The 26908-nt window shown below is 58.5% G+C and carries 21 protein-coding genes and 1 riboswitch; of the genes, 9 read left to right on the top strand and 12 right to left on the bottom strand.

The genetic code is table 11. From position 1 onward, the window contains the following. Positions 1-209: 209 nt before the first annotated feature. The 10 genes from K7R21_RS01925 to K7R21_RS01880 all read right to left on the bottom strand — a co-directional run bounded on the left by K7R21_RS01925 (position 210) and on the right by K7R21_RS01880 (position 13111). Positions 210-950 carry a hypothetical protein gene (locus K7R21_RS01925; protein WP_224981594.1) on the bottom strand — a complete coding sequence of 247 codons (741 nt, stop codon included), beginning with the start codon at positions 948-950 and terminating at the stop codon, positions 210-212. Positions 951-1101: 151 nt separating this feature from the next. Next, on the bottom strand, positions 1102-2046 hold the full coding sequence (locus K7R21_RS01920) for a hypothetical protein (protein ID WP_224981593.1): 945 nt from the start codon (positions 2044-2046) through the stop codon (positions 1102-1104). 211 nt (positions 2047-2257) lie between these two features. Further along, positions 2258-2752: a hypothetical protein gene (locus K7R21_RS01915; RefSeq protein WP_224981592.1), complete on the bottom strand. Its 495-nt coding sequence runs from the start codon at positions 2750-2752 to the stop codon at positions 2258-2260. 156 nt (positions 2753-2908) lie between these two features. Further along, positions 2909-3580 carry a hypothetical protein gene (locus K7R21_RS01910; RefSeq protein ID WP_224981591.1) on the bottom strand — a complete coding sequence of 224 codons (672 nt, stop codon included), beginning with the start codon at positions 3578-3580 and terminating at the stop codon, positions 2909-2911. 233 nt (positions 3581-3813) lie between these two features. Further along, positions 3814-4239: a hypothetical protein gene (locus K7R21_RS01905; protein WP_224981589.1), complete on the bottom strand. Its 426-nt coding sequence runs from the start codon at positions 4237-4239 to the stop codon at positions 3814-3816. Positions 4240-5167: 928 nt separating this feature from the next. Then, positions 5168-5794, bottom strand: coding sequence for a fibronectin type III domain-containing protein (locus K7R21_RS01900; protein ID WP_224981587.1), 627 nt, complete (start codon positions 5792-5794; stop codon positions 5168-5170). 506 nt (positions 5795-6300) lie between these two features. Then, entirely contained in the window at positions 6301-9462 is a 3162-nt protein-coding gene (locus K7R21_RS01895) for an OmpL47-type beta-barrel domain-containing protein (protein WP_224981586.1), read from the bottom strand. Between the two features lie 55 nt (positions 9463-9517). Further along, the gene (locus K7R21_RS01890; protein ID WP_224981584.1) at positions 9518-10213 is read right to left on the bottom strand and encodes a CxxxxCH/CxxCH domain c-type cytochrome; all 696 of its coding nucleotides are present in this window, start codon (positions 10211-10213) and stop codon (positions 9518-9520) included. Continuing rightward, on the bottom strand, positions 10210-10716 hold the full coding sequence (locus tag K7R21_RS01885; protein WP_224981582.1) for a hypothetical protein: 507 nt from the start codon (positions 10714-10716) through the stop codon (positions 10210-10212). Before K7R21_RS01885 ends, K7R21_RS01890 begins: the two co-directional genes overlap by 4 nt. Before the next feature lie 24 nt (positions 10717-10740). Continuing rightward, positions 10741-10825: riboswitch (cyclic di-GMP riboswitch) on the bottom strand. Between the two features lie 387 nt (positions 10826-11212). Then, positions 11213-13111: a methyl-accepting chemotaxis protein gene (locus K7R21_RS01880; RefSeq protein WP_224981581.1), complete on the bottom strand. Its 1899-nt coding sequence runs from the start codon at positions 13109-13111 to the stop codon at positions 11213-11215. 193 nt (positions 13112-13304) lie between these two features. Here K7R21_RS01880 and K7R21_RS01875 point away from each other — a divergent pair, with 193 nt between their 5' ends. The 9 genes from K7R21_RS01875 (at position 13305) to K7R21_RS01835 (ending at position 26153) form a co-directional block, all read left to right on the top strand. Then, positions 13305-15080, top strand: a complete 1776-nt coding sequence (locus tag K7R21_RS01875) for a transporter substrate-binding domain-containing protein (RefSeq protein WP_224981580.1) — start codon at positions 13305-13307, stop codon at positions 15078-15080. Beyond that, positions 15077-16489, top strand: coding sequence for a sigma-54-dependent transcriptional regulator (locus K7R21_RS01870; RefSeq protein ID WP_224981579.1), 1413 nt, complete (start codon positions 15077-15079; stop codon positions 16487-16489). Before K7R21_RS01875 ends, K7R21_RS01870 begins: the two co-directional genes overlap by 4 nt. 133 nt (positions 16490-16622) lie before the next feature. Then, the gene (locus K7R21_RS01865) at positions 16623-16820 is read left to right on the top strand and encodes a hypothetical protein (RefSeq protein WP_224981578.1); all 198 of its coding nucleotides are present in this window, start codon (positions 16623-16625) and stop codon (positions 16818-16820) included. 15 nt (positions 16821-16835) lie between these two features. Then, positions 16836-17051 (top strand): glutaredoxin family protein, encoded by a 216-nt coding sequence (locus K7R21_RS01860; RefSeq protein WP_224981577.1) that lies wholly within the window; start codon positions 16836-16838, stop codon positions 17049-17051. 476 nt (positions 17052-17527) lie between these two features. Further along, the gene (locus tag K7R21_RS01855) at positions 17528-19168 is read left to right on the top strand and encodes an anaerobic C4-dicarboxylate transporter (protein ID WP_224981576.1); all 1641 of its coding nucleotides are present in this window, start codon (positions 17528-17530) and stop codon (positions 19166-19168) included. Positions 19169-19340: 172 nt separating this feature from the next. Next, a complete protein-coding gene (locus tag K7R21_RS01850; RefSeq protein ID WP_224981575.1) occupies positions 19341-22301 on the top strand; it encodes an NAD-glutamate dehydrogenase domain-containing protein in 2961 nt (986 codons plus the stop codon). Positions 22302-22507: 206 nt separating this feature from the next. Then, entirely contained in the window at positions 22508-25042 is a 2535-nt protein-coding gene (locus K7R21_RS01845) for a hybrid sensor histidine kinase/response regulator (RefSeq protein WP_224981573.1), read from the top strand. Positions 25043-25072: 30 nt separating this feature from the next. Continuing rightward, positions 25073-25669, top strand: a complete 597-nt coding sequence (locus tag K7R21_RS01840) for a chemotaxis protein CheD (RefSeq protein ID WP_224981572.1) — start codon at positions 25073-25075, stop codon at positions 25667-25669. A 22-nt stretch (positions 25670-25691) separates the two neighbouring features. Then, positions 25692-26153, top strand: a complete 462-nt coding sequence (locus tag K7R21_RS01835; RefSeq protein ID WP_224981571.1) for an SRPBCC family protein — start codon at positions 25692-25694, stop codon at positions 26151-26153. A gap of 232 nt (positions 26154-26385) precedes the next feature. Here K7R21_RS01835 and K7R21_RS01830 read toward each other — a convergent pair whose 3' ends face one another. Further along, the gene (locus K7R21_RS01830) at positions 26386-26679 is read right to left on the bottom strand and encodes a J domain-containing protein (protein ID WP_224981570.1); all 294 of its coding nucleotides are present in this window, start codon (positions 26677-26679) and stop codon (positions 26386-26388) included. Next, positions 26676-26891, bottom strand: coding sequence for a hypothetical protein (locus tag K7R21_RS01825; protein WP_224981569.1), 216 nt, complete (start codon positions 26889-26891; stop codon positions 26676-26678). Before K7R21_RS01825 ends, K7R21_RS01830 begins: the two co-directional genes overlap by 4 nt. Between the last annotated feature and the right edge of the window lie 17 nt (positions 26892-26908).

The following is a 26908-nucleotide window of genomic DNA, read 5'->3' as shown; positions in this document are numbered from 1 at the left end:
TTTGCCGTCCTAATTGTCCGAGAACTATACCAGTAACGACGTATATTTCATGTCAGAAAAGGGAAGGTCTAAGGGGGAGTTCTGGGGTCAGGCTTGCAGTGTTGCAAAGTCGATGGCGAGTGTCAGAGGTGCAACTTCGCAAGCCTGCCCCCAGAACTCCCTTGAGTGCTTAAGCAGATGAGACGGCTGAGGATGATCAACGGTCTTTCTCATTTCATGGCCAGATCAGAAACTATCTGTACGGCAATCTGTTGGCTGGCGCTTGTGAGCACCGTGTCGATAAAGTCACTGCTCTCATCCAGCCAAACGGAGATGTTGCTGGAAGGGGCAACATACTGGTACAGCTTTTCTTCCTTTGTCGTGTTCTTCGTCACATCTCTTTGCACGGATACCAATACCCGTACAGTAAAGTCGATTTCTTCATCCCGCGTCGTAGAGAACAGTAGATCTTGCAGCTCGACGGTCACCAGCGCTACAGGATGATCTGTACCCAACTTCCAGCACTTTTGTGCCCTGGCATTGACATTCTTCTGCAACTCGGCCAGCAAAGGGTGAGACTGCTGCACGCCCATCATCCGGGCGCGCAACTGAGCAGCCTTTGCACTGGAAAGCTGGCCCGTAACGCCCACCCCTGCACCGACACCGGCGCCAACACCTGCCCCGGTTACGGCACCAGTGGCGGCTAGAACCGGGCTGCAGAAAAAAAAGAAGGGGCCACATGACAAGCCCAGAAGGGCACCGGTGACGGCGCCGCCCGCCGCTCCGGTTCCGGCACCCGCCGCAGCGCCGCTACCGATTGCCTTGTTCTTTATGTCAATGACATCAACGGATTGCGGGCTCTTCGCAAAGACGATCTGGACCGCTTCACCACGAGGAATGGGCTTGATCTGCGTCGTCGCGCAGCCGCAAAGAAGATTAAGCGAGAGAATGAGACCTATAGTTTGTTTCATTCCGGTAGGTCCTCAAATGTAACTGCGTGGTCGAAAATGTCTACCGCTATCCCGCAAGGGGGACGTTCCTATGCCTCTCATCCCAGCTAACATCAACATGTTACATATGTCACCTGCATCCCCCTTCTCCCGGAGACGCCTTGAACTTGACTTACTGAAAAACCACGGTCAGCTTTTCGTTCAACTCCACCTTTATCCCTGGTATTGCCTTGGACAGCTCCTTCACGTCGGGCATGAACCCACTTCTAAGAAGGCTCAGTGTCTCCAGTTCAGCCGTGGTCGGATTACTAAGCCTGGTCATATCAAAATCGAAAATGGTCAGGCGATTTCCGTCGCGATGGGTGGCATCGGTGCTCAGTATGGTGCCGTTCACTTCTACGACAAGGGCGAACTTCATCCCCATGAACATCGCCATCATTTCCCTCTTCTTCTCTTCGCTTAGCGGGTCAGATGTAATTGCCGGGTTTTCTACCTTGGGGCTGTATACTTCAGGGGCGGTTTCCGCATCTCGCGCGGTTTGCAGGGGGGGGATGAAAATTTCAGGGGAGCTTTCGGCTGGCGCTGATCCGTTGGTGCGCAAAGGATCTGGCGCCGCATGAACTGTGTGGTTTTCAGTAGCCTTGGGGAAGTTGATGACCAGAGTCCCCTTCGGTCCCTTTTTAAAGCTGAAATTCAGGAGCGGGATCTTCGGAATATTTGCGGTGACATCGGCGCCGCTCCGATGCGACAACTGGAGCGTGTTGATGTCCCTGAATGCATATCTAGCTACATAACCTTTAAAGTCTTTGTTTTCCACCCTTTCACCCGAAAGGTAGCTAACACCCTTTCCCATCGAGTTGGCTCTGCCCTTGAGCTGGTCCGGCTCGAAAAGGTCGAAGGGGTTGTCCTTTCCCCCGGCGCCTTGAACCTTCCCGCCGGCGCTCTTTAAGCTGCGAAACATCTCCTCGATCTGAGCCACAACCTTTTTGCTGATGAAAACCGTTTCTTCGACCGTACCGCTCCCGTCACGATTTACACGAACGACCGTCGTCACCTGGAAGCAACCAGTCAAAAGCATCAGGGCAAAACAGGTAATAAGCAGTCGAAGCGGTGCCATGGGTAACCCTCCTTCAAGCTCTGAAACCGTCTTACCACGCCAAACCATCCATCTCACGTGTGAGCAGGGGGACTGAGTAGGGGGATGAGCAGGGGGACGTTGCTGAGATTTTGACTTTCTCTCTCTGTTGTGTCTGCAAATCCCAAAATCTCAGCAACGTCCCCTCAAGTTTCTCAAGTTTTGTGGTCCGTCTCCACCCGTTCTGGTTGGGCTACATACGTCCATTGTTGTCGGAGATTAACGTCTTTGCTCCCTTTAGCTCGCGTCTCTTTGCCTTTGGCTGTGTGCTTGGATTGTTTGGGTATTTTGCGCCGTCAAACCGCATTAATACCTGTCCAGACTTAGCCCCACCACCTACGACAAATACTGATAATGTGTGCCACCCATTTTTTCTTTCAGGCAGCAGAAAAATGGGCGCCCTCGTGATGGTACTGGAAGAGACTTTTTGAAAGCCGTGACTTGCTTCTTTAAAAATTAGGAATGTACATCCACCTGATCCGCAATACTGGTTGTCGGTGATAAGGACTACTGCATCATCGGTTCCATCATCATTTAAGTCGACAAATGCATATTTGTAAGAGGGTGGAGTAGCTTCCTTTGCCCAGGTGTTTATTGCTTTTTCCAGTGCAGCAACATCCCCGGCGAGCACTGGTGTTGCTGATAAAATCAGGATTCCTATCAAGAACGAATGCAGCAGCTTTCTCATTTCAATTTCTCCTTCGCTGCCAACGGGGGCGGCCTTGACCGGCGGCGTTAGCCGTCCGAGTCTTAGGACGTTGTTGGAATCTGCCATTCCTCATGATTAAAACGTGCCTGCCCCTTTCGGAGTCTAAAACATCTCTGCATCCCGTCTAGGCCTAGCCTAAATCCAATGAAGTGTTTTGGACAGCAGCACACGATAAAGAAAACAAAATACTGATGCTGCAGCTATGATAAATAGCAATAATGTTAATAACGGACGGGGTTTATCATGTATTAGATGGTATTCCTTATTGTCCAGGCCGAAAATTGAACCTCCGCCGATCCACTGGTCCAGTCGCCACTGCCAACTCAACACTGAGCATATAGCATAAGCCCCGATAGCCCCGACAAGTCTAAGTTCCGGCGGGGCAAAAACGAAGAAAGCAATCATCGCAGGTATAGGCGCTATTGCGGAAATGAGCACTGTTCGTGCGCGCTTTCTAGTGGCTTTTTGATGCGGTAGTTCACCCGCAGCAAACTTTTCAACATACTCAAAATTTGCGCATAGACCTTTACACTCCGGGCATAACCCAATAGGAACTTTTTCGTAAAGGTAGGACGTAGTATGTTTTAAGGGGGTGACGCAATTATGGCAAAATCTCGATCCGCAGTCAGAGCATTGCCAACTGCTTTGGTGGCTGGGATGAATTTTACAATTACTGTCTTTCGGCACAATTTCTGCCATTGTACCTGTTTTGGCATAAGCTTTCAGGCACTTGGGGCATGCCCATTCTGGCGCGTCATCCGTTGGTTGCCTAGTATAGTTGCAAGCCGGACACGTGATCTCTTTCACTTTTCCCTCTGCTGGTGATTTCATCACATCTCACTGCACCAACTTAAATTGTGACACTGTATGCCAACGGGTATGGCTTTGACCGCTTTCGGCGGGTCGTAAGCCGGGTTGAGACCTCAGTCTATTCTGTTTTTTGAAACTTGAAGACGCGGCCCTTTCAGCTTCCCTTGTTAGTCAGGCCTATTGCTGAATACAAAAATCAATCATCTTTAGGCACGGCTCTATTCTCAATTTCAATACCAGCTGCCCGTTACGTTGAGAGTTGACAGAGATTGCGGATCAATCCGAACGGCTTGACCTGATCCATGAGGCGCAGCCCAAGACCAGCCTGAAGGCTGATGCCACGTTTTGACCTGAATTACGACATTAGCGCCAAGTTCACGTGCCCTGTCGGCAATGGAGGTCAGAACACTGTCGGAGCTTCCGTACCAGACCTTACCAACCTCAACGGATGAAATGGCCTCAAACGATACGCTTAGAGGAAGACCCTGCTCTGTCACAAACACTTTGTCGTGGTGGGCTGGATATTTTGATTCTGAGGCAGGTATTGATTGAGTTGTGTTTGTAATAATGAAGGGGTTGTGCGCAGAACAAGCAGTTAACAAGAGACCGTAAATTGCCATAAACAGAATAGCTCGGCAGGTTTTGTGACTAATCATCTAATGTCTCCCCATTTACTTGATGTGGACCCCCATCTTGACGCCCAACGGGTTGCGGCTGAGCGGCGGAGCGATCTTGCTCTCACAGGCTCCTAGTCGCTCCTACTGACTCGCACAGTCCGTCTCTACCCGTTTTGGTTGGGATCCGCTATTTACGACTCTCATGTGTGAGCTACCTGCCAATCGGGAGGAAGGCTATAAAATAACCATCCTCCCACCGCAACAAGAAGATGCGCCATCTATACTTAATTTCATTTGCATACACAAATCAATCGCAATATATATAGATCCTGCACACATGTCAAAGGCGAAGTGATGACTGGTATCCTCAAGCGGTAGTGTCGGAATTCCTGTGTCTCCTGGCGCAGTTCAGGGTTCCACCGTCGCGGCTACACCATTGCGTGCCCATCCTGACAGAGCAAACGCCGAAAAGCCTGCTGGAAATTTGCCCCCTGAGACACCAGTCAGCCGAAGTTGATGTTTCAATCTGAAGTTGGACCTGCCACTTTAGCAGTTCATCGTCGCGTTTCCCGAATCTGCCACCGCGTTTTCACATTTCGTCCGGATGTTTTGCGATTTTAGGGTAACGTTTTCCGATTTTGTCATCCTGTTTTGTGATTTTAGGATGACGTTTCGGATTTTAAGGGGACGTTTTCCGATTTTGTGATCGCGTTTTCGGATTTTACGGGGACATTTCCCGATTTTGTCACTGCGTTTTCCGATTTAACGGGAACGTTTCCCGATTTTGTCACTGCGTTTTCCGATTTAACGGGAACGTTTCCCGATTTTGTCACTGCGTTTTCCGATTTCATTGGGACGTTTTCCGATTTTGTCTTGGCGCACTGCTTGGAGAGGAGGGTAGCAGAAGGGAGTGTCACCACCGGGTACGGAAACCGTAACCAGGCGGTGGTGACACTTTAGTGAGGTTTTAGATCGCCATCATGCTGATGAAGTTGGACCACGGCCCTGCATCATTGGCGCCCACAGCCCTGATCCTGATGTAGTAGAGCTTGCCGGGCGTGAGACCTGTTATTTCGATCCGGTTGATTTTGCCCGAGGTCGCATGGTGCCTCCAACTGGACTCTACGAGCGGGTCGCCCTCACAAACCCAAACTTCGTAACTCCTGGCACCCTTGACCGCAGACGCGCGGGCGATGATACTGCGCCCTTCGTAGAGCATCCTGAAGTTCTCCGGCACGAGGAGGCCCCCAGCCGAAGTCCGTTTGCTGGATACCTGGTGCACCAAACCCAATTTCTGTGGAATGGTCGGGTCGTGTTTGCCGGTGAGGGTCGCCATGCCATGAACCAGGCTTATTTGCACAATGAGGTCGTTCCGGGCCGCCTCCAGTTCCGGTTCCTTGTCACGGGCGCCGTCCAATACCTGGTGATACAGGCTGCGGTGCCGGTCAAGAGCATGTTGTATCTTCTCCTGGTTCGGTAACAGGTCGTAGATGCTTTGCATGATGGACGGATCCCTGCTCAAATCGGTGAGGAGGTCGCCGGTTGTGCGGATGAGTTCGTCGTCCCCTTCCCCGCCATTACGATTTTTCACCATGTCTTTGGCCTCCGCTTGATAAATTAAAAAACTCCAATTACGGTAGCATGCAGATCCGTCATTGCAAGAGCAAATCTTCGGGGGGAGAACCAAAAGCAACGGTTAACGCAAAGGAGCCAAGACGCAAAGAACGTCTCGATTTGAGGATTATATGGCGGGGGTATGGGAGGGTTCAGGCAGGCTACAGAGTGGCCTGAGCTAGGAGGCACGCGTCCGGTGCCAGCACAGGACAAATCCCCCCTGTCCCCCCTTCGCAAAGGGGGGGGGGGACGCTGGTTCACGTGCGGCTCCAGATGGGGAGCTGATCCGGGATCAACCACAAAAAGCGGGGGACGAGCCTTTGCTCGTCCCCCGCTTCGCTTTGGTTGCTACCCATTCCGACCGGTTGCTCAAGGGGAGGACGTTCTTAAGATTTTGATTTTGGCTGTCTGGCTTCTGCAAATCTCAAAATCTCAGGAACGCCCCCCTATGTCCGCAATCCTATAATAAGTCACATTGTCCGATGATTACGGGAGTGTTAACTGCCACGTGACTGTGGCACCGCTAGAAGTTTCCGAAGGAGAGACCACTCGAGAGTCAGCTCCCGAATCGCTCCCCTCATAGTCTGGGTATTCCCATTCGACGTGCAATACGTAACCAACACCTGCCGGAACGACGAAAGTAGCGCTAGTAATATGTTCATCAGAAGACCAACCGCCGTCCGCTATGAGATTAGTATCGGTCGCGTCATTTACCCAGAAGTGTGTATAGGGATGGTTGGATGACGAAGAATTGCGCCCGATAAGGGTTGCTGTCCCACCTCCACTACCCGTCACTGCTGACACCGTAAATGTCGCCGACTTTGTGACCTCCTGATTGCCAGCCGTATCGATCGAATACCAGGAGATTGTATGCGACACACTTCCAGAGGCGGGGGCAGTCACCGCTATTGATGTCCCCTGGGTAAACGACACGGCTCCGTCCAGCTTGTACCACGTACTTGCGACGCCAGAACCACTATCTGCCGGGGTAAGTGTGAAACTTTGGTTACCTGTATAGGTGGTACCTGCCACAGCACTGCTTGAAGTAACTGGAGCAATCGTATCAATACGGAATTGATTTGATACGTGGGCAGTCTCTGTGTTGTTGGCATTGTCAACAGAATAATAGCTGAAAGTGTGCAGCCCATCACCCGATACGGCGAAAACCGTACCCTGGATAAAGGCGCCAGCATCTATTTTGTAGTAGGTAGTCTTGACCCCTGACCCGACATCGACAGGTGTAAGTGTTACGGCCTGACTGCCCTTGAAAATGGCGCCGGCAGCCGGGTTGAAGCTTGATGCCGTTACAGGTGGCGTTGTATCGGAAACTACCACAGCCTGTACAGTAAAGGTAACCGACCGTGTCGTTTCCTGATTCCCCGCGGCATCAATCGAATACCACGAGATAGTGTGAGATGCGCTTCCGGAAACCGGGGCAGCGACGGCAATCGATGTGCCCTGTGTAAACGACGCGGCTCCGTCGAGCTTGTACCACGTACTCGCGACTCCTGAACCACCGTCTGTTGCACTCAGGGTGAACGTCTGAGCGCTAGTATAAGTAACATTGTTCGCAGCACTATTAGTAGTAACAGGTGCTACGGTATCAATGCGGAACGAATTTGACACGTGAACAGCTTCGGTGTTGTTGGCATTGTCAACAGAGTAATAGCTAAAGGTGTGCGAACCGTCGCCCGTAACGGTAAAGGATGTTCCTTGTACGAAAGCACCTGAATCAATTTTGTAGTAGGTCGCCTTGACACCGGAACCACTGTCACTCGGAGTAAGAGTCACCGTTTGGCTGGCCTTGAAGTTTGCCCCAGTTGATGGATTAAAGTTCGATGTCGTTGCAGGCGGGGTAGTATCGGCAACTGGTACTGCCTGTACGGTAAATGTAACTGTCTTTGTGGCCTCTCTATTCATGGCATGATCAGCTGAATAGAAATACAGTGTGTAGTTCCTTGAACCTGAAGTCGGTGCACTAAAGTAAACATCGTTCCCTATGTGCCAGGACGTGCCACCAAGAGAATACCAGGTTGCGGAAATGCCTGAAGAACCTGCATCCGTGGCCGTCAGATGGATTGAAGAACCACCCACGTACGTATACTGCGCGTTGCATGTTGTTGTTGGCGGTTGATGGTCTCCGACCGCAGCTGCCGTCAAGCCTGGGGTGTGGCAGCGGGCGCAGTTATCACCAGGTCCCGGGAAATCACCGCCACCGGTGTCATGGCAGAGCTCACAGCTTGCAGATGAGTTCCAGTACATTCCGTTGTGGTTAGCTGTCATTGCAGAGTGTATCGAAGGGTGGCAGGAGCCCTGCTGGCAGGTCTTGTTCCAGGCTTCGCCACCGAAAGAATTCCTCGGAGGGTTGCTGCCCGAGTGGCACAACGAGCAGTTGCTGTTATGTTGCTGGACGAGGCTCTCATAGTGGCACAGCGTACAATTCTCGTTAATGCTCAAAGGAGTGACATCGTGGGCGCTGTCAGGGGTGAACATCACGATATCGCCGGAACTCATCGTTGCCTTGTGATCTGGCATCGATGCGGCAAATGATCCTTTGGCATTATTGTGCGCATGGCACTTATTGCATACCTTCGGATCGTTGCTGGCATGATCTGCAATTGATGCCGGGGGGACATGACAGACCTGGCAGACTCCGGTTCCATCCGCGTTCTTGTACTCCCTTCTGCTGCCAGAGTAACGGAAGAATATCTGGTTTGATGTTCCCGGCAGATTCCTCCGGATCAGGTTGATGTTGGTCCCTTTGGCGCCGGTCGGATCGTTCGGATCATACTCCACATGGGCGGCATGGCAGTCCAGGCACTGGACGTCCTGCCCCCAGCCGTTGTGATTCATCTTGCCTGCGTGGCAGTTGGTGCAGATATTCAGGTTATCGGCAGCCCCGGAGGCCACTTTGCCCCCCCGTGGGTTGGTGCGCAGCAGGTTGCCGTCGCCAAGCTTGCCGTTGCTGTCGGCAACAGGTGGATTGGCACTTTGTGAATAGGCACTATGCACTGAATGGCACGTGCTGCAGAGCAACACGCCGCCGGATGTGGTGAGCTTGGCGCCCAGATCTGAATTCGGGTTGGCCTGATTGGCATTGAGCGGGGGATTGTTGTAGCCGCTTGGGTTGGCTGCGGCCGCTTCCGGGAACTTGATATTCACCGGATGGCTTGCCGGGTAAGCAGCCGGCATTACCCGGTGGCTTTTCACGTCACGCGACCTATGGCAATCCAGGCAGAGCTGATCCCCATCATTTGCCATACGCAGGTATTTGCCGTTGCCGTCGTCATGAGGGTTATGACAGTTTACGCAAGCGAATTGATCGCCCGTGTAGTTCTGGGCCTGGGACAGCACCCCGACAACCGGCGGTTGGGCACCTGCGGCGGGATTCGTGGTACTCCCGCTCCAACGGTGCGAGGTCTGCAATTCTTCTCTGTTCGTGCCGGTAGAGAAGTCACTATGGCACGACAGGCAGTTGCTGTTGAACGTAACGCTATTGGATGGCGCGGAGGAATTATGGCAGGTTGTGCAGGATGGCGCTACAATCTTGGCCGGGTCGAAATGCGGACCGTCCCCAGCGCCGGCGCTAAATGGTATCACCAGGGCAAGCAAGGCGAGGCTGAGTGCTATGCTTAATAGATTTTTCATAGTCAGGCTCCAAAACAAAAGAAATATTTAGTAGGAATCGACTACAAGTGTCCGCTCAATGACAATAGAAGCATTTAGATGTGTACTTGGCTACTACGTCAAGAGTGCCGTTTGCGTGCTGGCTTGGAGCCGTTATGTAATTCGACACGATGGTCTTTCCATCCGCTGCCGTACTGGATTTTGCATCAGGATGACACGTCTCACAGTTGTTTGATCCAATCATGTATTGCATGCCGTGAGAGCCGCTGTGCCAGACATTCTTGGAATAAGGCGGGATCGAATGGCAACTTTTGCAATTGGTGTCCTCTTTGTCCTGCCAAAGGGCTGTCGCATCGCTCATGCCGCCATAGTTGTACGAGACGGGTACTACTTCATCAGCGCCCCAGTCATATATGTAATAGGTAAAAACACCAGCGGGAATGCTATGGCATGAAATATTTGAACAGCTGGCAGCCGCGGATGTCCGTGGAGAAGTCCAGCTTCCTGATGGTGTGAATACCGGGGCGGGACCACTAGGAGAGAAGGCCGCTTTTGTGCTGTCCTTAAAGAATGTTCCTGAAGCCATGAATGAGTTGGTCAGGTCGTGGCACGCCTTGCAATCATTCATGAATGCCTGGTGCTTGGTATGCAAAATGTCAGGACAAAGGTCGTTGTTCTTTGCGTCAAGACAATAGTTGGCTCCACTGACAACCGAACTGAGCGTGGCCAGGATAAGCAGCGCAAGGCTGAATGCTACCGTAAGCGTTTTCATTGTGCGCCTCCTTGACCCGTTTTATTACTTGCCCCGTTATCATTTGGAGAATCCTTGTCTACCTTTGGTTTTTTGTATTTTTTGAGAACATAGGTATCAATCGACGCGTCATGGGGAACCCATTCTTGGCCGTTGTAGATGTATTCATGCTTGTCCGTGGTATTGAAATAAACTTGGTGAATTTTAGGGTTGTTCGGTTCATGGGGCAGTTGCTGGATATCTTTCGCTGCCGCTGATGTTACTGTGAACAGTGTGGTGAAAGCTAACAATGAAAGTGCCACCACTGTGAGCGCCAGGGCGGATACGCCCCTCGTGAGCATAGTGTTCAGCCGTGTGTCCAACTGGTGCGGTGATTTCTGTGGTCTCATGGGCATGCGTCCTCCTTGTAAAGTTGCGTGCACTGACAATGAACGTGAGGCATGATCGGGTTGGGGCGTGGTTCCGGCTGAAGAGGCAGGATCAAGGATCAGAAGCGGGGATGCTGCTGTGGTGATGTTTTTCATGGTGTCCTCCGTCAGGAACAAAGCTTCGGCGGCCCAGCTGCCCGGTTCAGAGAACTGTGGGCCTGTGGCTTTGTGTCCCCACCTTTCGATGGGTTTACCCTTGACGAAGTGTGAAACTATTTTTTAAGATATAGCAATTAATGTACCGTCGTTAAATAACTTATATTTCAACACGATACGTGACACGTATATCAAGAAAACGCCAATTGCCGCACAACAATACGTGCAATAGCTAGCAATCTTTACTGCCTTGATCCAAAGGAGGGAACGTTGCTGTTGGTTGTACGCACCGTCACTAGGCGAGAGTGGGGGGATTTCGTACATGTAGTTTTGAAAGCGAGCTGATTTTTCCGTTATACCCATATCCGCAAGATGCTGGATGCAGTATTGCCAGTCAATCGGAACCGGAGTCGGCGACCTGCAAACAAAAACGGGGGACGAGCCTTTGCTCGTCCCCCGCTTCGCTTTGGTTGCTATCGATTCCGACCGGCTGCTGTCAGAGCTTGAACTTGCCGACGATGCGCTGCAACTCCCCGGAGAGCTCGGCGAGCCGGGAGGCGGACTGGGCGGAATCTTGGGCGCCGCTGGCGGTTTCCTGCACCACGGCGGTTACCTGCTGGATGTTGTTGGTGATCTCGCCGGTGGTGGCACCCTGCTCCTCGGCGGCGGTGGCAATCTGGCTCACCTGGGCGGTGACATCGTTGACCTGCTCCAGGATTTGCTTCAAAGCGCCCTCTAACTGCTCGGCCTCTACGGCGCCCTGCTCGGTGCCGCGCACCCCTTCTTCCATGGAGGTGATGGCGTCCCTGGTCTCCAACTGGATCGCCTTGATCATGTCGCCAATTTCCTTGGTGGCGCGGGTGGTGCGCTCGGCCAAGGCACGCACCTCGTCGGCAACCACGGCAAAACCGCGCCCCTGCTCGCCGGCCCGGGCCGCCTCGATGGCGGCGTTCAATGCAAGCAAGTTGGTCTGGTCGGCAATATCCTCGATGGTCGCCACGATGGCACCGATCTGTTCGGAGCGCTCGCCCAGCGACGAGATCCGGTCGGCGTTCTGCCTGGTCTGCCGACCGCGGTAGCGGATCCCTTCCACGGTGCTGGAAACAACCTTGAACCCTTCCTGGGTGGTATCGGCGGCGTGCTGTGCGCTATCGGCGGCGCGGTGACAGTTACTGGCGATGTCGGCGGCGGTGGCGGCCATCTCCTCGCTGGCAGTAGCCACGGTGGCAGTCTGCCCGGCTACCGACTCGGCGCCGACCGAGATCGACATGGAGGTCGAGGTGAGCGCGTTGGACTCGGAGGCGAGCGATCTGGAGGCGGAGGCGATCTGCGAGATGATGCTTCCCATGCTCTCCACGAAGGTGTTCAGCTTCTCGGCCAACAGCCCGATCTCGTCGCTGCGGTGACCGACGTCGACCCGCTTGGTCAGGTCCCCCTCCCCTTCGGCCAGATCGGCGACACGGTTACAGAGAACACCCAGCGGGCTGAGCAGCCCCCTGATGATGAAGAAGATGACGGCGATGCCGCCGGCGAGGAAGATGGCGCCGATAGCGATAAGCGCCCGCACCTGCCTGCTGACCGGAGCAAACACGTCAGCCTTGTCGGCGGTGACGCAGATGTACCAGTCCGCGGCGGGAATACGCGCGTAGGAGGCGATCTTGGCGACGTCCCCCATCTGGTACTCGAAGCTGCCGGCCGGCGCAGCGGCGAGTTTGGCACCCAGGTCGTCAAGTCCTGAGGTCACCTCCTGGAACTTCTTCTTGAGCACGAGTTCCTTTTTCGGGTGCACCAGGATCTTGCCACTCTTGTCCATGATGAAGGCGTAGCCGGTGCTGCCGACCTTCACGTTGAGCACCTGTTTAACGACGTCATCGAGCATGATGTCGGAGCTAAGCACGCCGGTGAAGCTCCCTCCGGCGGTGATGGGCGCGATGAAGGAGATGATGGTCTTGCCGGTCTGGGCGTCCACGTACGGCTCGGTCTGGGACACCTTCATCTCCGACTTGGCCTTCTCATACCAGGGCCTCTTGCGATGGTCCCAGCCCGCGTCGGGCACCCAGCCGTCGGAGGAGATGAACACGCCGTTCTCGTAACCGGGATAGACGGTGGAGAAGCCGCCCGCTCCCGCCAAAAGCTGCACAAGGCTCATTTGCTGCTCTTTTGACTGTCCCGGCTCCGTGGACAACTCCTTGGCGCCCGCAGCTATAATCGCCTGTTTGCTCAAGAGCCACGAGTTGACACTGGCGGCGTTGTCGCTGGCAAGCGACAACTGGGAGGAGTTGACCATGCTGCCCATGATCCTGCGGGAACTGGTTGCGGCGGTGATGATCAGGGCGACGATCGCTATGGAAAAAGCGACGACGACAGTAATGTTCACCTTGTTTCTCAGGTTCATTGGGCACCTCTCAAATTCTTGCAATAGGAATTTCTCATTCCTATCATTTCGGTACAATACGGAATGTGCTTGAGGACTTTAAACAACAGCACAGCTAACGTTAACTTAAAATAATGTACAAGCCGCCGTCTTATTCCTGTCGGTGGCATCAGATCATCTTGCAAGCGGCGAATTTGATAGATAAGCTGCATCCATGCCATCAGTACGAACTACCAAGCGCCATGATCGTCCCGAGCGGCACCTGTGTCTTTTCCTCTTCGCCGCCGTCTTCTCCCTCTGCAGCGTCGTCTGTGCCCACGCGGCCCCGGCCGCCGACGCCGCGCCGTCGCTGGTCATCGTCGGCGGCGACCGCAGCTACCCTCCTTACGAGTTCCTGGACAAGGACGACAAGCCCAGCGGCTACAACGTGGAGTTGACCCGCGCCGTGGCCCGGGTCATGGGACTCAAGGTCGAAATACGCCTCGGGGCTTGGTCGGAACGGCGCCAGGACCTGGTCCGGGGGGACGTCGACCTCTTGGAGGGGATGTCGTACTCGGACGAGCGCGCCAAAAGCGTCGACTTCTCGCCGCCGCACACCATCGTGCATCACTCGATCTTCGCCCGCAAAGGGGGGAGCCGGCATCCCACGCTGGCCGACCTGCGCGGCAAGGAGGTCCTGGTACTGGACGACGGCATCATGCAGGAGTTCCTGGCAGCGCAGCGCATCGGCGCCAAGGTGATTCCGGTACCGACCCACGCCGACGTGCTGCGTGCGCTCGCCGCGGGGAAGCACGACTACGCGGTGATGGCGAAACTGCCCGGCCTGTACCTGATCCGGGAACTGGGGCTTTCCAACCTCGAGGCGGTGGGCGACCCGGTATCGGCGCAGCAGTACTGTTTCGCGGTGAAAAAGGGGAACGCGGCGCTTTTGGCGCGCTTCAACGAGGGGCTCGCCATCCTGAAAAACACCGGGGAGTACCAGAAGATCTACAACAAGTGGCTCGGGGTCCTGGAACCGCCGGGGCTCTCCTGGAGCGAGGTATTCAAGTACGGCGCGGTGGTGGTACTGCCGCTGATCCTTCTGGCCGGCGGTGCCGTGCTCTGGTCGCGCACGCTGGGGCGCGAGGTGGCGGCACGCACGGCCGAACTGACCCGCGAGGTGGAGGAGCGCCGCCATGCCGAGGAAGAGCTCATAAACCGTCAGCAGCAACTGGTCCAGGCGGACAAAATGGCGGCGCTCGGCATCCTGGTGTCCGGCGTGGCGCACGAGATCAACAACCCCAACGGGCTGATCCTGTTGAACCTGCCGGTGGTGATGGAGGCATTCCGGGACGCGGAGCCGATCCTGGAGGAGTATTACCAGGACAACGGCGACTTCGAGTTCGGGGGACTTCCCTACTCGCGCATGCGCGAGGCGCTCCCCAAGCTGATGCAGCAGATGCAGGAGGGATCGCGGCGGGTCAAGCTGATCGTCGAGGACCTGAAGGATTTCGCGAGACAACAGGAGCCGGGGCAGGCGGCGGAGTTCGACCTGAACGAGACGGTGCAGGCGGCACTGCGCCTGCTGGCCAACCTGGTGGAGAAGAGCACGGAACATTTCAGCGTGAGCCTCGGCACCGGCATCCCGCGGCTCAACGGCAGCGCCCAGCGCATCGAGCAGGTGGTGGTGAACCTCGTGGTTAACGCGTGCCAGGCACTCCCCGCACCGGACCGGGGCATCGAGCTGGTCACCTGGTTCGATGTGGACAAGAGGCAGGTGATCCTGGAGGTGCGCGACGAGGGTACCGGGATCGCGCCGGAACATCTCTCCCGCCTCACCGATCCCTTCTTCACCACCAAGCGCGACAGCGGGGGAACCGGGCTTGGGCTGTCGGTTTCGAGCGGCATCGTCAAGGAACACGGCGGCGAGCTCTCCTTCAGTTCCGTCCCCGGTGCAGGCACCACGGCGCGGCTCACCTTCACCGTGCCCGACAAGGAGTCCATGGCATGACCACCACCCTCTATCCATCCTTCAGCATCCTGCTGGTCGACGATGAACCGGACTGGCTCTATTCCATGAGCATCACCCTGGAGCGCGCCGGGCTCACCAACATCCTCACCTGCCCGGACAGCCGCGAGGCCCTCAAGATGATGGCGGAGTACACGGTGGGGGTGGTGCTGCTCGACCTGACCATGCCGCACCTCTCCGGCGAGGAACTGCTGGAGCGGATCGCCGAGGAGCATCCCGAGGTGACGGTGATCATCGTGAGCGGCCTGAACCAGTTGGAGACGGCGGTGAACTGCATGCGTAGCGGCGCCTTCGACTACTACGTGAAGACCTCGGAGGAGGGGCGCATCGTCAAGGGGGTGAAACGGGCGGTCCGCGAGAAGGAACTGCAACTGGAGAACCGCGAACTGAGGAACCGTTTCCTCTACGACCGGCTCGAGCACCCGGAGGCGTTCGACAACATCGTGACCGGCGACAAGGGGATGCGTTCCATCTTCCAGTACGTTGAGGCGGTGGCGCTTTCCTCCCAGCCCATCCTGGTGACGGGAGAGAGCGGTGTCGGAAAAGAACTGATCGTCTCCGCCCTGCACCGGCTTTCCGGCAGGAAGGGTGAGCTTGTGGCGGTGAACGTGGCGGGACTGGACGACACCATGGTGTCCGATACCTTGTTCGGCCATGTCAAGGGCGCCTACACCGGTGCGGGCGAGGCGAGAAAAGGGATGATCGAGCAGGCCGCCGACGGGACGCTGTTCCTTGACGAGATCGGGGACCTGAGCCTCGGTTCGCAGGTGAAGCTGTTGCGGCTATTGCAGGAGGGGGAATACTACCCGATCGGCAGCGACCGTCCCCGACGTATCCGCGCGCGGGTGGTGGTGGCGACGCACCAGGACCTGGCGGCGCGGCAGGTGGCGGGGCAGTTTAGAAACGACCTCTACTACCGGCTGCGGGCGCACCACCTGCACGTACCCCCCTTGAGGAAACGAAAGGATGACATCCCGCTGCTGCTGGACCACTTCCTGGAGCTGGCGGCGCGGGAGTTCGGCAAGAAGAAGCCGACGCTACCCAAAGAGCTCGCGGTGCTTCTTGCCACCTACGACTTCCCCGGCAACGTGCGGGAACTGAAGGCGATGGTGTACGACGCGGTGAGCCTGCACCAGGGTGGAGTCCTTTCCATGGAGGCCTTCGTGCGCGCCATCGGGGAACGCCCGGCGCAATCGATTGCGGAGCAACCGGCGGAGCCTTCGGACAACCCGTTCTTCGGAATGGACCGGCTGCCGGGGTTCACAGAGGCGATCGACCTCTTGGTGGCCGAGGCGGTGCGGCGGGCGGAAGGGAACCAGTCCATCGCGGCACGGCTTTTGGGGGTGTCGCAGCCTACGCTCAGTAAGAGGTTGAAGCAGCAGCGGGCGTAAAAAGACGCTCCTTGCTCCCCCAGAGGTACCATTATCGGGTCCCCTCCCCCGGAGGGGGAGGGATAGGGAGGGGGATAGAAGTTGCCGCAAAGCCCCCCTTCCTCCTCCTGGGGGAGGAGGTGTAAGTGCCAGGATGACCGCCCCGGAGGAACTGATGCAGCACTACCGCAAAATCGCGATGCCGCCGCTACGGCACTGGACGGTGTTCCGACTGGCTGCGCTGGTCCTGCTGCTCGCGCTGCCTCTCCCCGGTTGCGCCACGCCGTCAGTCCCGGTCCCGAGCACCACCCGGCATTATCCCGCCATAACCATCTACGTCGGCAGCGGCTGAAGCTACTGTGCCGAGGTGGAAAGTTATTTCACCAGCAAAGGTATCCCCTACACCACCCGCGACATCCGAAAGGACCAGGCCGCGCGCCAGGAATGGCGGGAACGCTACCACGGTGACATGGTGCCCCTTATCGTCTTCGACCAGGGCAAGCGGATCGTCGACGGGTGCGATGTCCGGGCCATCGAACGGGCGATGCGGGAGCTTGAGGAGGGGGGAAGGGCCCCACGGTAGGTAGGGTGAGGTAAGGCAAGATAAGGCAAATCCCCCTTCGCAAAGGTTCTTCCCTTCTACCCTCTCCCTCCGGGAGAGGGGCGGGGGTGAGGGCATCGCCATCTGCACCGTCATCCCTTCGTGGCATCCCCCTCACCCGCCCTCCGGGCACCCTCTCCCACAGGGCGAGGGAACTCACCAGGCAACGGAGCGTCTCTCCTTCCTGAAACGAGGCAGAGAAAAGGGGTATTCCCCCCGGCATAGTATGACGGTTGTCATACATCACCCTAACGAACCGTAGTTCCGTGCCATTCCTCGCTTATACCTGCTCCCCTATTCCCTGCGGCATACCCCTCCCCAGAAACGGCTCCCTTCCTCCACCACCATAACGTACTGATACTAAAACATTTCCTTCTCCGTACTCCTCTTGGCATCACCGATGCTATGTATCGGTCGTGGGCGACGCTCGCCCGACCATCTCAGAGGGGAGAAACATCATGTTCTGGCTAGAGTTCGTAGTGGTACTGGCAGCTATCTTCGTCGGAGCCCGGCTGGGCGGCATCGGACTGGGGGTCATGGGTGGCCTGGGCCTCGCGGTCCTCACCTTCCTGTTCCACCTGCAACCGACCGCGCCCCCCATCGACGTCATGCTGATGATCGCGGCGGTGGTAACGGCCGCCGGCGTGCTACAGGCGGCGGGCGGCTTGGACTACCTGGTTTCGCTGGCAGAAAGAATCCTGCGTAACAACCCGGACCGGATCACCTTCCTGGGACCAATGGTCACCTACTTCTTCACCCTGTTCGCGGGGACCGGCCACGTGGCCTACTCGGTGCTCCCGGTCATCGCCGAGGTGGCACGCGAAACCGGCGTCCGCCCGGAACGCCCCATGTCAATTTCGGTAATTGCCTCGCAACAAGCTATTACTGCGAGCCCCATCGCCGCCGCGACCGTAGCACTGCTGGGGCTTCTCGGCGGATCGGCCGCAAAGTTCGGCTTCAACGTGGAACTGATCGACATCCTCAAGGTCTGTATCCCCTCCACCCTGATCGGCGTCATCATCGCCGCCTTCGTCTCCAACAAGATGGGCAAGAACCTGGACCAGGACCCGGAATACCAGCAGCGCCTCAAGGACGGGCTGGTTCCACCGCCGCGCAACGCGCAGGCGGACAGCGCCAAGGTGAACGAGGCGATCCGCAACACGCCGGCAAGCGCCAAGGTGGCGGTGGCCCTGTTCCTGGTGGGCACCATCCTGGTGGTCCTGTTCGGTTCCTTCCCGCAGATGCGCCCCGAGTGGAGCCAAGGGAGCGACACCCGCATCAGCCACATCGTGGTGAAGAGCGAGACCGAGGCCAAGCAGGTGCTGGCACAGTTAAAATCGGGCGGCAACTTCTCCGACGTCGCCAAGCAGTGCTCGATCGACGCCAGCGCGGTTACCGGCGGCGACCTCGGCTGGCAGGCCAAAGGGAAGATGATCCCCGAGTTCGAGAAGGCGTGCGCCAAGCTTAAGAAGCCGGGCGACCTGACCGAGGTGATCAAGAGTCCGTTCGGCTACCACATCGTGAAATTTGACGACAAGCGCCCCGCCCAGAACAAGGAGAAGATGGGGATGCCGCACGTGATCGAGATCGTCATGCTGACCATCGCGGCGCTCATGCTGCTTCTGTGCAAGGTGAAGGTCTCCCGCGTGGTCGAGGGGAGCGTCTTCATCGCCGGCATCCAGGCCGTCATCGCCATCTTCGGCATCGCCTGGATGGGTGACACCTTCTTCCAGGGCAACATGGATCTGTTGAGCGGATCCATCAAGGGGATGGTCACCACCGCACCGTGGCTGTTCGCCTTCGCGCTCTTCGTCCTCTCCATCCTGCTCTATAGCCAAGCCGCCACGGTACGCGCGCTCATGCCGCTGGGGATCAGCCTGGGCATCCCGGCTCCGTTCCTGATCGCCATGTTCCCGGCGGTGAACGGCTACTTCTTCATCCCTAACTACCCGACCGTGGTCGCCGCCATCAACTTCGACCGCACCGGCACCACCGGCATCGGCCGCTACGTCTTGAACCACAGCTTCATGATCCCGGGGCTGGTGGCGACCTTCTCGTCCATCGGGATCGGGTTCCTGCTGGTGAAGCTGATGTTCTAGGGAAGCAACCGCTACGCTCCCTCCCCATTCCCCTCTCCCCCCGGGAGAGGGTGGCCGTAGGCCGGGTGAGGGAGATGCCATAGGCGCCCTCACCCCGACCCTCTCCCGGAGGGAGAGGGGGCATGGGATAGACACTATAAAAACAATTTCCTTTCAAGGGAGTGACAAAGCAATGAAAACGAACACCACCGCATCGAAAAGACTGAGCGCCACCATGGAAAACCGCACCTGGCTCATGGAGCAGTTCCCGCCGTATTTCTTCATCGCCATGAAGGACGAGCCCGAGGCGATGGCCATGCTGGAGCGCGAGATGGGAAGCCTCGCCGACAACCGCCGCCTGGTGCTCTCGGACCGCGACAAGTGCCTGATCCAGGCGCTCCCCAACGTGCCGGGCTCGCTCTACGACACGCTGCGCCGCATCCCGGAACGGGAAATCTCCTACGCCATGATCGCCCACTCGGAAAGCCCGCTCCCCGGCAGCGACCGCACCCTGGAAATCCAACGCTTCGAGTTCGATAGAAAAAGCACCAAGGAGATCCAGGAAGGGGGCGACGTGGTCATCCCGGCAGGGATCCGTGCCAAGATCGCCTCGTCGCTGCGCCAGAGCTACCCGGACTTCGTCATGGGCGAGCTGGACCGCCTTTTGCGCATGCTCTGGCTGAACAACGAGAAGTACGTGCGCATGGCCTGGCCGGAGCGGGTGGCCCAGGTGCTCAACCTGTACCAGAAGGGTGTCAAGGCGGGCGGGCTCTACCTGGATGTCGAGGAGATGGAGGGGGGACGTGAATCGCGCATCCACTTCGCGGTGGGCAACCCGCCGCAGCACGACTTCCTGCTCCAGGTGATGGAGGTCTTCAACCGCCTCGACCTCGGCGTCAACCGCGCCTACTGCCTCACCATCTCCAACGGCACCCACCCCTACTTCCTGGGCACCTTCTACGTGCGCCGCCGCGACGGCCACGTGCTCTCTCGCGGCAGCGACCTGTTCAGCCGCCTGCAGGACGAGCTGTGCAACACCCAGATCCTCGCCACCACCTCCAACGCCTACCGCGACTTCGTCACCAAGGGGACCTTCAGCGGCCGGGAGGGGTCGCTCATCAACGCCTTCATCGCTTTCACCCACACCAACCTGGCCCACAACCAGCCGGACCGCTTCGGCTTGGACGATGTGAAGAGCGCCTTCTTCTCGCACCCCGAGATCGCCCTGCAACTGGCCGAGCTGTTCGCAGTCCGCTTCGACCCCGCCGTGCCCGAGCGCGAGGCCCGCTACGCGGCCAAGCTGGAGGAAACCGAGCGGGTGGTCGCCGACTACAACACCGGTCACCGCTACCTGGACGAGGTGCGCCGTGCCATCTTCCGCTGCTGCCTCATCTTCATCAAGCACACCCTGAAGACCAACTTCTACGTCCTGGAGAAGCAGGCGCTCGCCTTCCGGCTCGATCCCTCCTACCTGACCGATTTGGGGAGCGACTTCACCGCTGACCTCCCCTCTGCCCTCCCCTTCCGGGTCACCTTCTTCTTCAGCCGCTTCGGGTTCGGCTACCACATCGGCTTCTCGGACATCGCGCGCGGCGGCTGGCGCACCGTCATCGCCAGAAACGGCGACGACTTCATCACCAACGCCAACACCATCTTCCGCGAGAACTTCGTGCTCGCCCACACCCAGCACCTGAAGAACAAGGACATCTACGAAGGGGGCTCGAAGCTGGTGCTGATCCTCGACGCGGGTGACCTGCAGAGAACCGGCGAGCGCGACCAGGAGGTCTTGCGCCTGTACAAGCTGCAGTACGGCGTCGCCAACGCCTTTTTGGACATCTTCGTCACCGACCACGGCGTGGCCAGGCTCCCGGCGGTGGTGGACTACTACCGCGAGGACGAGCCGATCGAGCTCGGGCCGGACGAGAACATGCACGACGCCATGATCGAGAGCATCGCCCGCATCTCGAAAGAACGCGGCTACCTCTTGGGCATCGGCATCATGTCCAGCAAGAAGGTGGGGATCAACCACAAGGAATTCGGGGTCACCTCGACCGGCGTGGTACGCTTCGCCGAGATCACCATGGCGGACCTGGGTATCGACATGGTGCACGACGCCTTCAGTGTGAAGTTCACCGGCGGCCCCAACGGTGACGTGGCGGGCAACGCCATGCGCATCATGCTGGAGCGCTACCCGAGGATGCAGGTCCGCCTGATCCTGGACGGCACTGCGGCCCTGTTCGACCCGCTGGGTGCGCGCCACGGCGAGCTTTCCCGCATCATCCTCAAGGAGGACCTGGACGGCTTCAACCCGCAGGCGCTGCACGAGGGAGGCTTCATGCTCTTTAGAAGCGGCAGCCGTACCGAGGGGTTAAAGACCCTGTACCGCAAGGTGACCATGGGGAGCGACGGCCTCGCCGAGCAGTGGATCTCTATCGACGAGTTCTCGCGCGAGTTCGGCGACCTGGTCTTCACCACCGAGGCCGACCTTTTCATCCCGGGCGGCGGCCGCCCGGAAACCATCGACGCCGGCAACTGGGAACGCTTCTTCCTTCCCGACGGCACGCCGTCGGCGCGGGCCATCATCGAGGGGGCCAACTCGTTCATCACCCCGCAAGCGCGGACCCTATTGCAAAAGCGCGGCGTCATCATCATGCGCGACGCCTCGGCCAACAAGTGCGGCGTAATCTCCTCCTCGTACGAGATCATCGCCAACCTGCTCATGAAAGACAGCGAGTTCCTGGCCGAGAAAGAGGAGTACGTGGCCGGGGTCATTTCCATCCTGGAAAAACGTGCCGCCGACGAGGCGCGGCTGATCCTCAAGCGCCACCGCCAGAGCCCGGTGTTGCCCTGCACCGAGATCTCCGACGCCATCAGCACCGAGATCAACGGCCACTACGCGCGCCTGTTCCGCTTCTTCCAGGGCAGGCAGGAACTTTTGGCGCAGGCGCCCTTCCGCCGGGTCATCCTGGCGCACCTCCCCGCGCTGGTGGCGGAGAAGGCGCTCTACCGGCGCAGGATCGGGACCCTGCCCCAGAAATACCTGTGCGCCATCCTGGCCGCGGAACTTGGCTCCTCCATGGTGTACCGCGGCGACCAGGAGACCGAATTCGAGGACATCCTGAGGCTGCACATCGCCCGCAACTTTGCCGCCTGAGTTTGGTCTTCCTCACCACTGACCGTAACTGGTACCTTTTGCTAACAACCATGAGCCCGCCGGCAACGGCGGGCTCTTCCGTTTGTGCATCGTCTTTTTGCTGGTATTATCATGAAGTTGCGCGCGGCCCGGGAAACCGGGCCTCAACATTTCGGGCCAATTGCCGATGAGGAGCGCATCGCACCCAAACCTGTCGGAGGAACGCAGTGTCTTACCTCAGTGGCCCACATCCCCACCCACGCAACCGCTCGGCGGCGGTGCGCTACAGCGCCATGCTGTTCGTAACCTTCCTGGTGGTGTTCGGGCTGATCGTGTGGTTCACCGAAGGTAACAACCTGAAGGCCAAGCAAAACGACCTGGCCAGCAGGGCCAAGACTTTCAGCGGCTCCCTGCAAATCACCATGGAAGGGGACGCGAGCTACCTGGGGCTTTTGGCCCTGGACCGCGCCTCGGGAAAACTTACCTCGCAGCTGTTCCGGGAGCGCGCCGGCCAGTACGTGCAGGCCCACCCCCAGCTGATCAACATCACCTGGGTCGACGCCGACTTCACCATCACCGACGTGGCGCCCCTGGCGCCGAACCGGCAGATCGTGGGGCTGCACCTGAACCTTCCCGAACCGAAGCGGGCCTCGGCCCTGGCCAGGCAACTGCGCAAACCGGTCTACACGCGCCCCTTCGAGGCCATCCAGGGGAGCCCCTCCTTCGAGGTCTGGGTCCCGGTGTTCCGCGGCGACACCTTCCTGGGGCTGTTCGGGGGTATCTACTCCTGCGACAAGCTGCTGCAACAACTGGTCGCGCATACCCAGCCGCACCTGTACCACCTCAGTCTCACCGACTCCAACGGGCGGCTTTTGGCAACCATGGCGCATGGCGAGCCGCTGGACCGGCACTTCGCCACCGATTGGGCCGTCACCCCGGACGACGGGGTGATGCTGCGGGTGACCCGCTACCAGGGGCGCAGCGACTGGCGCCTGTTCCTGTTGAAGACCATCTCGCTGCTGCTGGTCATGGGGATGTCCTACACGCTCTACAACCTGAAGCTGGAAATAGACGAGCGCAAGCATGCCGAGGCAGAGATCAAGAAGCAGGCCGCGCTTTTGGAGGAGGAGATCACCGAGCGGCAAGCCGCCCAGGAATTGCTGCAGGAGCAGGCGGCGCTTTTGGAGGAAGAAGTCTCCGAGCGCTGGCAGGCGGAGGAGGCCTTGCGCGAGAGCGAGGAGCGGCTCAGGCTCCTGCTCGATTCCACCGGGGAAGCCATCTACGGCATCGACATCGACGGGAAGTGCACCTTCTGCAACCGCGCCTGCCTGGCCATGCTGGGCTACGAAAAAGACACCGACCTCCTGGGCAAAAACATCCACGACATCATGCACCACAGCTACTCCGATGGCCGGCACATGCCCCAGGAGGAGTGCAGCGCCCACGTGACCATGCTGCAGGGCAAGGGAAGCCACGTGGAAGACGAGGTGTTCTGGCGCTCCGACGGCAGCAGCTTCCCCGTGGAGTACTGGTCCTACCCCCAGGTGAAGGGTGGCAAGGTGGTCGGGGCCGTGGTGGCCTTCATCAACACCACCGAGCGCAGGCACCTGGAAGAGCAGTTCCGCCAGTCGCAGAAGATGGAGTCTATCGGCCGCCTGGCCGGCGGGGTCGCCCACGACTTCAACAACATGCTGAGCGTCATCTCCGGTGCCGCTGAGCTCTCCAGGCGCAAGCTCGAGGACGGCGAGCAGATCGAACAATACCTGGAGCTGATCATCAACGCCGCCCGGCGCTCCAGCGACATCACCCGGCAATTGCTCGCCTTCTCCCGCAAGGAGGTGGTCTCGCCCAAACCGGTGCAGTTGAACCGGCTCATCGCGGACTCCCTCAAGATCTTGACCCGGCTGATCAGCGAGGACGTCAAGCTCTCGTTCCGCCCCGCGCCGGAGCTCTGGACAGTCATGATCGCACCGTCGCAGGTGGACCAGATCCTGATGAACCTCGCGGTGAACGCGCGCGACGCCATGCCCGACGGAGGGAGCCTTACCATCGAGACCGACAACGTGCAGATCCCCAGCCACTATGCCTACCTGCATCCGGAGGCGCGGCCCGGGGAGTACGTGCAGCTTTCGGTGAGCGACACCGGCCACGGCATGGACAAGACCACCGCCGCCCACGTCTTCGAGCCCTTCTTCACCACCAAGGGGCAAGGCAAAGGGACCGGCCTGGGGTTGTCCACGGTGTACGGCATCGTCACCCAAAACGGCGGTTTCATCAACGTCTACAGCGAGCCGGGCCAGGGGGCGGTGTTCAAGATCTACCTGCCACGGCTCCAGGAGAGCCCGGCGGCGCCGCAGGGAGACGACACCGAGGACGGGCGTCTTGCCGGGACGATCCTCGTGGTCGAAGACGAGGAGATGCTGTTGTGGCTTACCACGAGGCTCCTGGAAGAGATGGGGCTCAAAGTGATCCAGGCGCAAAATCCCCTGGAGGCGCTGGAGATCACCCGGCAGCGCGGGGCCGATATCGACCTGGTGCTGACCGACGTGGTGATGCCGGAGATGAACGGTAGGGAACTGGCGGAGCGGATCAGGGAGGTTCTGCCGGAGATGAAGGTGCTCTTCATGTCGGGACACACCTCGGACAACGTGATCCAGCGCGGGGTGATAGAAGCGGGCATGGAGTACATCCAGAAGCCGCTGGGAATGGAAAAACTCCGGAAAAAGCTCTCGGAAATGCTGGTGCAGCGGCCAGAAAATTGAGGCGGACCACGACGCAGGCGCGGGTGCGGCATGAAAGTGGAGAAATACCAAAACGGTGAGCGGGTCACCATCGCGCCGGGCGAATTCTACGTGACCGGTAAGCCGGGGGTGATCACCACCCTGCTCGGCTCCTGCATCGCCGCCTGCCTCTACGACCCGAACCGGCGCCTGATCGGCATGAACCACTTCATGCTGAGCAACCCGCGCTACTCCAAGGAACTGCCGCTCAACATCACCGACGCGGGACGCTACGGCATCCACGCCATGGACCTGCTCATCAACGCCATGATGGCCAAGGGGACCGACCGCTCCCATATCAGGGCCAAGATCTTCGGGGGTGCCACCATCATCAACCCGGGCGCCAACGCGGACAACTTCTTCTGCGTGGGGCAGGTCAACTGCCGGTTCATCCTGCAGTACCTGGAACAGGAACGGATACCGATCGACGCCATGGACATCGGCGGGGACTTCGGGAGGGTGATCCACTTCTCCAACGGCGATTTCGCCGTGCACCGGAGGAAGGTGGACTCAAGCCGCAGCAACAAACTGGCCGAACGCGACCGCTACTGCTGGCAAAGGGCCATCGAGCAGCAGCAGGCCGCACTCCCAGAGGTCGAACTTTGGTGACCTGGAAAGGACCTACCTGAAAATGAAGATGTATCTCTTGAAGCAGGAACAGCTGCTGCCCATGTCGCTGCAACAGGCGTGGGAGTTTTTCGTGCACCCCGGCAACCTGCCGCGCATCACGCCCCCCGACCTCGGCTTCAAGATCACCGGCGCACTCCCGGAGAAGATGCACGCCGGGATGATCGTGACCTACACGGTGACCCCGTTTCTGGGGCTGGCGGTCAACTGGGTCACCGAGATCACCCACCTGCAGGAGCCGCACTTCTTCGTGGACGAGCAGCGCTTCGGGCCGTACCGGATGTGGCATCACCAGCACATCTTTACCGAGACGCCGCAGGGGACGCTGATGACCGACCTGGTGCACTACGTGCTCCCGTTGGGCATCTTGGGACGGGTCGCGGCGCCGCTGGTGACGCGCCGGGTGCGCGCCATCTTCGAGTACCGCCGCGAGGCCCTGGCCCGCGAACTCGGCTTTGGCCGGTAGCACAGGTGAATCCGCAGACGGCGTGCCCATTTTTTATGCAAAAAGGTAAAAAACCATGATCTGCGGGAAGAAAGGCGACCAAAGCAGGAAGTTATCCACAGCGTTTTCCACCAAACTGTGTACAGCGAAGCCGCGCCCAGCGGGGTGCTAGCCGAGAGGCGCCGTTTTTTTGCACTTTTACGCCATTTTGCGCAGCTTCGACAGTATATTGACGAAAACTAATTTACGCCAACTAACCTTTGCTACCCCAGAGCGGGTCGTCGAAGAACTGGCGCCTGAGTTGCTCGTCCGGGTTCTGCTCGTAGAACTCCTCTTCTGAAAAGGAAAAACGATAGTCAGCCAGGTAGTCGAGCAGTACCCGGTAGGCGGCGTTGACCTTCCTCATCTCCTCGCTGTCCGCCGGCGCTCCCAGGTCGGGGTGATGTCTTTTCACCAGATCGCGGTGCCGGCTCTTGATCTGCCTGAGGGTCGCCCGCTCTTCCAGGCCGAACACCGCCAGCGCCAGTTGCAACTCCTTGTAGGTCATCCCCTGCCCTCCCTGCCTACCTGCAGCGCCGCGGTCCCCTTCAGCTCGATATTGCACATCACGCTGTCATAGGGGCGCGCCAGCCACTGCCCCCCCTCGTCCTCCTGGATCAGTGCCACCAGCTCGCCGGAGAGCAGGGTGCGACGGCTGATGCCGTCGAGCCACACGCTCTGGCCGCACTGCAACAGCCCCGAGACCGGCGTTTGCCTCATCATCGCTCCCTTGCCGG

The organism is Geomonas agri (assembly GCF_020179605.1).
Lineage (GTDB): Bacteria > Desulfobacterota > Desulfuromonadia > Geobacterales > Geobacteraceae > Geomonas > Geomonas agri.
Note: the sequence above shows the minus strand (reverse complement) of the source record. Positions and strands in the feature narration are given on the sequence as shown.

Bases quoted from the DNA above. Each gene is read 5' to 3' on its own strand.
- K7R21_RS01925 (WP_224981594.1), bottom strand. From the start codon at position 950: ATGAAACAAACTATAGGTCTCATTCTCTCGCTTAATCTTCTTTGCGGC.
- K7R21_RS01920 (WP_224981593.1), bottom strand. From the start codon at position 2,046: ATGGCACCGCTTCGACTGCTTATTACCTGTTTTGCCCTGATGCTTTTG.
- K7R21_RS01915 (WP_224981592.1), bottom strand. From the start codon at position 2,752: ATGAGAAAGCTGCTGCATTCGTTCTTGATAGGAATCCTGATTTTATCA.
- K7R21_RS01905 (WP_224981589.1), bottom strand. From the start codon at position 4,239: ATGATTAGTCACAAAACCTGCCGAGCTATTCTGTTTATGGCAATTTAC.
- K7R21_RS01900 (WP_224981587.1), bottom strand. From the start codon at position 5,794: ATGGTGAAAAATCGTAATGGCGGGGAAGGGGACGACGAACTCATCCGC.
- K7R21_RS01895 (WP_224981586.1), bottom strand. From the start codon at position 9,462: ATGAAAAATCTATTAAGCATAGCACTCAGCCTCGCCTTGCTTGCCCTG.
- K7R21_RS01890 (WP_224981584.1), bottom strand. From the start codon at position 10,213: ATGAAAACGCTTACGGTAGCATTCAGCCTTGCGCTGCTTATCCTGGCC.
- K7R21_RS01885 (WP_224981582.1), bottom strand. From the start codon at position 10,716: ATGAAAAACATCACCACAGCAGCATCCCCGCTTCTGATCCTTGATCCT.
- K7R21_RS01880 (WP_224981581.1), bottom strand. From the start codon at position 13,111: ATGAACCTGAGAAACAAGGTGAACATTACTGTCGTCGTCGCTTTTTCC.
- K7R21_RS01875 (WP_224981580.1), top strand. From the start codon at position 13,305: ATGCCATCAGTACGAACTACCAAGCGCCATGATCGTCCCGAGCGGCAC.
- K7R21_RS01870 (WP_224981579.1), top strand. From the start codon at position 15,077: ATGACCACCACCCTCTATCCATCCTTCAGCATCCTGCTGGTCGACGAT.
- K7R21_RS01865 (WP_224981578.1), top strand. From the start codon at position 16,623: ATGACCGCCCCGGAGGAACTGATGCAGCACTACCGCAAAATCGCGATG.
- K7R21_RS01855 (WP_224981576.1), top strand. From the start codon at position 17,528: ATGTTCTGGCTAGAGTTCGTAGTGGTACTGGCAGCTATCTTCGTCGGA.
- K7R21_RS01850 (WP_224981575.1), top strand. From the start codon at position 19,341: ATGAAAACGAACACCACCGCATCGAAAAGACTGAGCGCCACCATGGAA.
- K7R21_RS01840 (WP_224981572.1), top strand. From the start codon at position 25,073: ATGAAAGTGGAGAAATACCAAAACGGTGAGCGGGTCACCATCGCGCCG.
- K7R21_RS01835 (WP_224981571.1), top strand. From the start codon at position 25,692: ATGAAGATGTATCTCTTGAAGCAGGAACAGCTGCTGCCCATGTCGCTG.
- K7R21_RS01830 (WP_224981570.1), bottom strand. From the start codon at position 26,679: ATGACCTACAAGGAGTTGCAACTGGCGCTGGCGGTGTTCGGCCTGGAA.
- K7R21_RS01825 (WP_224981569.1), bottom strand. From the start codon at position 26,891: ATGAGGCAAACGCCGGTCTCGGGGCTGTTGCAGTGCGGCCAGAGCGTG.